Below are 8511 nucleotides of genomic sequence, written 5' to 3'. Positions count from 1 at the left end.
GGTCGAACGTCTCCGACGACTGGATCTCGTCCAGTGTGGTCCGCGCCCGCTGGAGGATCGCGGCGTTCTTCTGCTCCCAGGCCTTGAACCGCTGCTCCGGCGTCGAACCGCCGTTGCCCACCGACAGGACGTCGGAGGTCAGGGCGGCCTGGGCCGCGTACAGGTCCTCACGGATGGAGACGCGGGCCATGGACTGCCAGCGGTCGGCCCGCGGCAGTTCGATGATGCGGTCCATCAGCTGGCTGATCGACAGCCGGTCGGCCAGGTCGTAGTAGACCTCGGCGACCGCGAGCGGCTCCTTGCCGGTGCGGTCCGCGATGGCGACGATGTCCAGCGTCGGGAAGGCGGACGAGAAGCCCGCCACCCGGGTGGCCAGCTCGTCGGGGACACCGGCGGCGGTCAGCTCGTCATGGATGCGCTGGTACCACTCGATGTCGCCGCCGCGCAGCAGCTTGGGCAGCTGCGCCCGCACCGCGGCGACCCGCTCCGCGAAGAAGTCGATCGTCCCGGCCAGCTCCAGCGGCTGCGGCCGGTTGTTGAGCAGCCAGCGGGTGCCGCGCTCGACGAGCCGCCGCGAGTGCAGCCGCATCCGGGTCTGGAACTGGGCGGCGACGACCGTGTCCAGCGACTCGACCTCGTCCCAGATCGCCCCCAGCTCGAAGATCGCCCGGGCCGCGGTCTGGGCGCGCACGACCTCCTCGGTGGAGGCCCCGGTCTCCTCCCGCATGCGGTGCAGGAAGGTCGAACCGGCGGTGTTGACGGTGTCGTTGACCAGCACCGTGGTGATGATCTCGCGGCGCAGCGCATGCCCGTCGAGGTGCTCGGGGAAGGTCTGGCGCAGCGCCTGCGGGAAGTAGGCGTGCAGCAGCCGCTGGAGGTACGGGTCGTCGGGCAGGTCGGTGCCGATCAGCTCGTCCGCCACGGTGATCTTGACGTAGGCGAGCAGCACGGCCAGTTCGGGCTGGGTCAGTCCGCGTCCGGCGGTCAGCCGCTCGCGGATGACCCGGTCGGCGGGCAGGAACTCCAGCCCGCGGTCCAGCCGTCCCTCGCGCGACAGCCGGCGCATCAGCCGCTGGTGGGCGTGGAGCAGGCTGGGGGCCTGGGCGCCGGAGATGGAGAGCGCCACGTTCTGCGCGTAGTTGTTGCGCAGCACCAGCGCGCCGACCTCGTCGGTCATCTCGGCCAGCAGCTTGTTGCGCTGCTTGACCGTCATGTCCCCCTCGGTGACCAGCGCGTTGAGCAGGATCTTGATGTTCACCTCGTGGTCGGAGGTGTCCACCCCGGCGCTGTTGTCGATCGCGTCGGTGTTGATCCGGCCGCCGTTGGTGGCGAACTCGATGCGGCCGAGCTGGGTCAGGCCCAGGTTGCCGCCCTCGCCGACGACCTTGGCCCGCAGGTCCTGGCCGTCCACCCGGATCGCGTCGTTGGCCTTGTCGCCGACGTCGGCGTGCGATTCGGTGGACGCCTTCACGTACGTACCGATGCCGCCGTTCCACAGCAGGTCGACCGGGGCCTTGAGGATGGCCTTCATCAGGTCGGCCGGGGTCATCTTGGCGACCTTGGTCTCGATGCCGAGCGCGGCCCGCACCTGCGGGGTGATCTGGATGGCCTTGGCCGTACGGGGGTGGATGCCGCCGCCCGCCGAGATCAGCTCGGTGTCGTAGTCCTCCCAGGACGAGCGCGGCAGCTCGAACAGCCGGCGGCGCTCGGCGTACGAGGTGGCCGCGTCCGGGTTGGGGTCGATGAAGATGTGCCGGTGGTCGAAGGCGGCGACCAGCCGGATGTGCTCGCTCAGCAGCATGCCGTTGCCGAACACGTCACCGGACATGTCGCCGACGCCGACGACCGTGAAGTCCTCGCTCTGGGTGTCGTGGTCCAGCTCGCGGAAGTGCCGCTTGACGGACTCCCAGGCGCCGCGCGCCGTGATGCCCATGCCCTTGTGGTCGTACCCCGCGGAACCACCGGAGGCGAACGCGTCACCGAGCCAGAAGCCGTACGACTGGGCGACCTCGTTGGCGATGTCGGAGAAGGTCGCGGTGCCCTTGTCGGCGGCGACGACCAGGTAGGTGTCCTCGCCGTCGTGCCGGACGACGTCCTTCGGCGGCTCGACCTGGCCGCCGACCATGTTGTCGGTGATGTCGAGCAGACCGGAGATGAAGGTCTTGTAGCAGCCGATGCCCTCGGCCAGCCAGGCGTCCCGGTCCACCGACGGGTCCGGCAGCCGCTTGCCGACGAATCCGCCCTTGGCGCCGACCGGCACGATGACCGTGTTCTTCACCATCTGCGCCTTGACCAGGCCCAGGATCTCGGTACGGAAGTCCTCACGCCGGTCGGACCAGCGCAGGCCGCCGCGCGCGACCTTGCCGAAGCGCAGGTGCACACCCTCGACGCGCGGCGAGTACACCCAGATCTCGTACGCCGGGCGGGGCGCGGGCAGATCGGGCACGGCCTGCGGGTCGAGCTTGACCGACAGGTAGTCGTGCGGCTCGCCCTGCCCGTTCTTCTGGAAGTGGTTGGTGCGCAGGGTGGCCTTGATGAGGGTGAGGAACGAGCGCAGGATGCGGTCCTCGTCGAGCGAGGCCACCTGGTCCAGCGCCGCGTCCAGCTCCTCCATCAGGGCGTCGGTCAGCTCAAGACCCGCCCGCTGCCGCTCGGGCGACATCCGGGCCTCGAAGAGGGAGACCAGCAGCCGGGTGGTGTGCACATTGTTACGGAGGGTGTCCTCCATGTACGACTGGCTGAAGGTGGACCCGGCCTGCCGCAGGTACTTGGCGTACGCGCGCAGCACCATGGCCTGCCGCCAGTCGAGACCGGCGCCCAGCACCAGCTGGTTGAAGTTGTCGCTCTCGGCCTGGCCGGTCCACACCGCGGCGAACGCGTTCTGGAAGCGCTCACGGGCGTCGTCGGCGAGGGCCTCGCCCTCGCGCAGCGGCAGCCGCAGCCCGAAGTCGTAGATCCAGGCGGTGGTCTTGTCCGCGCAGCGCAGCTCGTACGGGCGCTCGTCGACGACCTCGACGCCGAGCGTGTTGAGCACCGGCAGCACGGCCGACAGCGACACCTGGCCGCCCGCCCGGTAGATCTTGAAGCGGCGCTCGGCGTGGGCCGCGCCGACCGGCTCGTACAGGCTGAGCGCGAAGTCCTGCTTGCTGCCCTCGGCGGTCAGCCGCTCCACGTGCTGGAGGTCGGCGACGGCGCCGCGCGGCGTGTGGTCGGCCTTGTAGCCCTCGGGGAAGGCGTGCTGGTAGCGGCGCAGCAGCTCGGCGGCGCGCTCCTCACCCACCTCCGACACCAGGGCCTCGGAGAACCCGTCGGCCCACGAGCGGGCGGCGTCGACCAGCCGGTTCTCGATGCGCTCGACATCGGCGTCGGTCAGGTCGGGCAGCTCCGTACCGGGCTGGACGCGGACCACGAAGTGCAGCCGCGACAGCACCGACTCGGTGTGCAGGGCGGTGAAGTCGACCGGCGGGCGGCCGCTCAGCTCCTCCAGCAGGATGTCGGTCAGCCGCAGCCGCACATCGGTGGTGAAGCGGTCGCGGGGCAGGTAGACCAGCGCCGAGTAGTAGCGCCCGTACTCGTCCTGCCGCAGGAACATCCGCAGCCGGCGCCGCTCCTGGAGGTAGAGCACGCTGGTGACGATCGAGCGGAGCTGGTCGACCGGGGTCTGGAACAGCTCGTCGCGCGGGTAGGTCTCCAGGATCTGGAGCAGGTCACGGCCGTCGTGGCTGTTGGGCCCGACCCCGGCGCCCGCCAGCACCTCCTCGACCTTGCGCCGGATGACCGGGACGCGGCGCACCGACTCGGTGTACGCGGCGGACGAGAACAGCCCCAGGAAGCGGCGCTCGCCGATCACATTGCCCTCGGCGTCGAACTTCTTCACACCGATGTAGTCGAGGTACGACGGCCGGTGGACGGTGGCGCGGCTGTTGGCCTTGGTGAGGACCAGCAGCTTGTGCTCACGGGCCTTGGCGCGGGCGTCGGCCGGCAGCCGGTTGAACGATGGGGACACCGGGGCGGCCCCGGCGTGGGCGCTCTCGTCGGTGTCCTGGTGGGCCGGATCGGACCGCAGGATGCCCAGGCCCGTGCCGGGCACCGCGCTCAGCACGTCCTCCTCGCCACCGGCCTCGGTGGGCGCCTGGGTCAGCTCGTACTCGCGGTAGCCGATGAAGGTGAAGTGGTCGTCGGAGAGCCAGCGCAGCAGCTCACGTGCCTCCTCCACCTCCTGGTCGCGCACCTCGGGGGCCTTGGGCTCCGCGGGCAGCTCCTCGGACAGCCGCAGCGCCGACTGGCGCATCTTGTCCCAGTCCTCGACGGCCTCGCGGACATCGGACAGGACGCGCAGCAGGTCCGCGGTGATCTGCTTGAGGTCGCCGCGGTCGGTCTCGCGGTCGATCTCGACGTGGATCCAGGACTCGACGACGGCGTCGTGCGGCAGGTTCTCGCGGGCCTTGCGGTCGTACGAGGCCTCCAGCAGCTCGATCAGCTTGCCGGTGATGTCGCGCCGCACGACCACCTGCGGGTGGATCACCACATGGATGCCGCGGCCCGCGCGGGTCAGCTCATTGGTCACCGAGTCGACCAGGAACGGCATGTCGTCGGTGACCACCTCGACCACCGAGTGGCTGCACGTCCAGCCGTGCTCCTCGACGGTCGGCGTGTGCACCCGGACGTTCGCCGTGCCCTGGGGGCGCGCCTCGGCAAGACGGTAGTGCGAGAGCGCCGCGCCGAAGACGTCGACCGGGTCGCGGTCCGCGAGATCCTCGGGTGGCGTGTGCAGGTAGTAGTGCTGGAGGTATGCGGTCAGGGTCTCCGGGCCCGGGCCCTGTACCGGTGGTTGCCCCCCGGCAGGGCTGTTCTCAGCGACCCGGGCGGCCCGTGCGAGCAGCTCGGCCTTGGCTTCGTCCAGCTTGGTCTGCATGTCCTCTGGCTCCTGTCGCGCGCCGTTGCGTGACATAGGTGGCGGTGGCATGACGCCGCGACTCGGGGTATCCGGTCACGTACGACGTTATGCCGGATCGGGAGAAGGCCGCGGCGTACTCGTCCGTAAGTGACCAAGACCCCACGCGGCGTCGACCAGCGGCAGCGGCTCCGGCCCGGAGGCGCCCCGGGCTCGGAGCGAGGGCCTCCTTGCCCCCGTGGACTATCGCGCTGATCACGCAGTAAGGCTATCGCTCCACCCCAGGGGCTCGTCATGAGCCGTTCGTGTACAAAATCGGGCCCGGATGTTTGACGGAATGGACAGCCGGGGGAGAGCGCGCGCCCAGCTCATGCGCCCTTGGCAAACCTCTGGCGCGGATGCAGGGTGACATCGACGGTGGTAAGCGTGGAAACGTGGAGGTGGGCGGCATGAGCAGCACTGCTGCGACTGCGAAGATCCTGCTGGTGACCGGGGACGCGGCCGAATCCCTGGAGGTTCTCTACCCGTACCAGCGCCTGCGCGAGGAAGGCTACGACGTACACATCGCGGCCCCCTCCCGCAAAACGCTGCGCTTCGTGGTGCACGACTTCGAGGAGGGCTACGACACCTACACCGAGAAGCCCGGCTACAGCTTCCCCGCCGACCTCGCCTTCTCCGAAGTCGACCCGGGGCAGTACGCCGCCCTGGTGATCCCGGGCGGCCGGGCCCCGGAATACCTGCGCAACGACCCGGAGCTGCGCAAGATCTGCAAGGCGTTCTTCGACGCCGACAAGCCGGTGGCGCAGATCTGCCACGGCCCGCTGCTGACGGCGGCGGTCGGCGCGCTGACCGGGCGGCGGGTGACCTCGTATCCGGCGCTGGAGCTGGACATGCAGGGGGCGGGGGCGACATTCCAGGACGCGGAGGTCGTGGTGGACGGCACGCTGGTGTCGTCGCGGGCGTGGCCGGACCATCCGGTGTGGATGCGGGAGTTCCTGGCGGTGCTGCGGACGAAGGCGCCGGTGGCGTGAGTGACTGACAGTTTCTGATATCTGTCAGCTGCTACCTGTCAGCTGATACTCGCTGGCTGTCAGCCGATATCTGCTACCTGCTACCCGTCAGACGTCAGCTGTCAGCCAGCGCCTCGGCCTCTCGCACGGCCTCCTCCAGGGTGTCGACCACCGGCACCCCGGCGGCCAGCAGACTGGTCCGGCTGTGCGAGCCGCCCGTGTAGAGCACCGCCCGCGCGCCGACGTGCTGGGCCGCCACCGCGTCGTCCACCGCGTCGCCGATCACCACGACCCGCTGCGGCGGCACCCGCTCCAGCGCGGCGAGGTGCCGCACCATCTGCTCGGCCTTGCCGGTGGTGCTCTGCCCGGTGCGGCCGTCCACGCGGACGAAGTGGCGCTCGATGCCGTGCGTACGCACCAGGGGCATCAGGTTCTCGTGCGGCGCCAGTGAGCACAGCGACTGGGTGAGCCCCGCCGACTGCCACTCCGTGAGCAGCTCCCGGGCGCCCAGCGCCAGCCCCGCGCTCTCGGCCAGCGCCCAGTAGTGCCGGTGGAAGGCCTCGTCCATGACCTCCCACTCCTCATCGGTGGGCAGCCGCCCCATCAGCCGCTCGTAGAAGAGCGGAACGGGTACGCAGTACAGCTCCCGGTAGCGCTCCAGCGTGATCGGCGGCAGGCCGATCTCCCCGAACGAGGCGTTCGTCGCCTGGATCACGACGTCGATGTCGTGGAAGAGCGTGCCGTTCCAGTCCCACACGATGTGCGTCACGTGGTTCGTCCCCATCCCTCGACGGTACGGCCTACTCGATGAGATTGGGGATCTCCTGAGTGGCGTACCACATCAGCTCGTGGTCCTCCGCGCCGTCCACCGTGAACTGCGCGTCGTCGTCCCCGAGGTCCGCCGCGCCCAGCGCGTCGGCCGCCGCGGCGACGTCCCGCTCGGCGTCCCCGGCGTCCAGGTGCACCGCCGCGGCCTCGGTCAGCCGTACGGCGGCGGCGATCCGCACCTCCCCCAGCGCGGACTGGTCCAGCCCCCGGTCCGGGTCGGCGACCGCCTGCCCGTCGGGCACGTCCAGGGCCACCACCACGCGCCGCCGCGGCACCTGCGGGTCCACGGCGAGCAGCCGCAGGGACGCCTGCGCGGCCCGGCTGAGCGCGGCGTACTCCAGCTCCTCGATGTCGTCCGACACGTACCACTCGCGCAGCGCGGGCGTCACGGCATACGCGGTCAGCGGCCCCGGCCCCAGTTCTCCCGTCTTGTGAGCCTCGGCGAGACCGGAGAGGGTCAGGGGGACGTAGACGCGCATGGGCCGCCGCTTTCACGAGACATCAGGTCCCGCCAGCATACGTTCGACGCCTCCGCTTTGAGGGCTGGGTTTTCCCCCAGCTACCGCTGGGAGATGCTCCCGGCCGGAGCGTGGTGCCCGAGGGGCGTTTCGCGACGGCCCGCGGAGACCCGGCCCGCGCCCCATCCCGGAACGGCCCGGCGGGCAGGCACCCAGCGCGGCACCTCAATCAGCCGGGCCACCACCCGCATCGCGCCGACGCCGAGCCCCGGCGGTCCACCGCGCTCGGCCGGGACAGCGGCGGTGGCACCACCACTCCCCGCTCCCCAGCACCCGAATCGTGGCAACCCGGACAGACGGGCGACCGCCCGCATAGCACCGCCGCTGCGCCCCGCCCCGGCGGTCCACAGCGCTCGGCCGGGACAGCGGCGGTGGCGCCAAGACCAAGAGACCCGGCCTGCCGCTGCCCGCCCCCGGCCCACCGCATCCCGGAACGGCCGCACGCCCTGGCAACGGCGCCCGGCCGCCCGGTCCACCCGGCCGCCCGCCGCGCCGCCCGCGTGGCGCTGGCGCTGCGCCCCGGCGGCCCACAGAGCTCGGTCGAAGCGGCGACATGGCCGCCTTCGACACGAGCAACGGGACCGGGAGGGCCGGGCCTGCCGGTCCCCGCTCCCCCGCATCCGAATCGCCGCAGCCCGGACAGACGGGCGACCGCCCGCATAGCACCGCCGCTGCGCCCCGCCCCGGCGGTCCACCGCGCTCGGCCGGGACAGCGGCGGTGGCGCCAAGACCAAGAGACCCGGCCTGCCGCTGCCCGCCCCCGGCCCACCGCATCCCGGAACGGCCGCACGCCCGGGCGGCACGGCGCCTGCCGCCCGGGCCGCGGCAGCTCGGTCGGCCGGGGCTGCCGGTCCCCGTTCGGGGTATTTCCGGGGGGCTGCGGGCCCGGGGTCGGCTGCCGTCCCCCACGCCGCCACCAGTCCTTCCACCGGATCGATTCCCCCGGATAGGTGAAGTCCCCGGCCGGGTCCGGGGGCCTGGGGACGGGCGTTGCGGGTGGCGGAAACGCGTCGGTAGAAGTCTCCTCGACGGAAAGCTACTGCCCGGTATTTCGCCGGGCCCGGCAGAGACGGCGGGACGCATGCACGAGATCACCCGGACGACGACGCGGACCGACCGGGGCGCGGCGGGCACCGCCGCACGGCGCCGGAGCGGTGGGGCCGGGGGCCGTGGCGGGCCGCCGGGGCGGCGCGATTCCCGGAGGCCGGGCGGCGCCCCCGTACGGCGGGCGGACAGCACGCCCGGCGGTGCGACCGCCTTA

The 8511-nt window shown here is 71.6% G+C and carries 4 protein-coding genes and 1 pseudogene; 2 read left to right on the top strand and 3 right to left on the bottom strand.

The genetic code is table 11. From position 1 onward, the window contains the following. The coding region (locus tag SSOG_RS26990) for an NAD-glutamate dehydrogenase (protein WP_039938799.1) at nucleotides 1–4915 on the bottom strand (4915 nt) is incomplete at its 3' end. Nucleotides 4916–5343: 428 nt separating this feature from the next. Between SSOG_RS26990 and SSOG_RS26985 the strand changes: the two genes are divergently transcribed. Continuing rightward, a complete protein-coding gene (locus SSOG_RS26985; protein WP_009717432.1) occupies nucleotides 5344–5925 on the top strand; it encodes a DJ-1/PfpI family protein in 582 nt (193 codons plus the stop codon). A gap of 94 nt (nucleotides 5926–6019) precedes the next feature. On the opposite strand, the gene SSOG_RS26980 is transcribed toward SSOG_RS26985, so the two are convergent. Both SSOG_RS26980 and SSOG_RS26975 read right to left on the bottom strand, forming a co-directional pair. After that, the gene (locus SSOG_RS26980) at nucleotides 6020–6688 is read right to left on the bottom strand and encodes an HAD family hydrolase (protein WP_009717431.1); all 669 of its coding nucleotides are present in this window, start codon (nucleotides 6686–6688) and stop codon (nucleotides 6020–6022) included. Nucleotides 6689–6704: 16 nt separating this feature from the next. After that, nucleotides 6705–7211, bottom strand: a complete 507-nt coding sequence (locus SSOG_RS26975; RefSeq protein ID WP_009717430.1) for a DUF6912 family protein — start codon at nucleotides 7209–7211, stop codon at nucleotides 6705–6707. A gap of 1120 nt (nucleotides 7212–8331) precedes the next feature. On the opposite strand from SSOG_RS26975, the pseudogene SSOG_RS54930 reads away from it, so the two are divergent. Beyond that, nucleotides 8332–8511 (top strand): annotated as a pseudogene (locus SSOG_RS54930) (hypothetical protein); the annotation flags it as partial.

The organism is Streptomyces himastatinicus ATCC 53653 (assembly GCF_000158915.1).
Lineage (GTDB): Bacteria > Actinomycetota > Actinomycetes > Streptomycetales > Streptomycetaceae > Streptomyces > Streptomyces himastatinicus.
Note: the sequence above shows the minus strand (reverse complement) of the source record. Positions and strands in the feature narration are given on the sequence as shown.

What these genes read in the sequence shown, in the direction of transcription:
- SSOG_RS26985 (WP_009717432.1), top strand. Translation starts at nt 5,344, where the DNA reads ATGAGCAGCACTGCTGCGACTGCGAAGATCCTGCTGGTGACCGGGGAC.
- SSOG_RS26980 (WP_009717431.1), bottom strand. Translation starts at nt 6,688, where the DNA reads ATGGGGACGAACCACGTGACGCACATCGTGTGGGACTGGAACGGCACG.
- SSOG_RS26975 (WP_009717430.1), bottom strand. Translation starts at nt 7,211, where the DNA reads ATGCGCGTCTACGTCCCCCTGACCCTCTCCGGTCTCGCCGAGGCTCAC.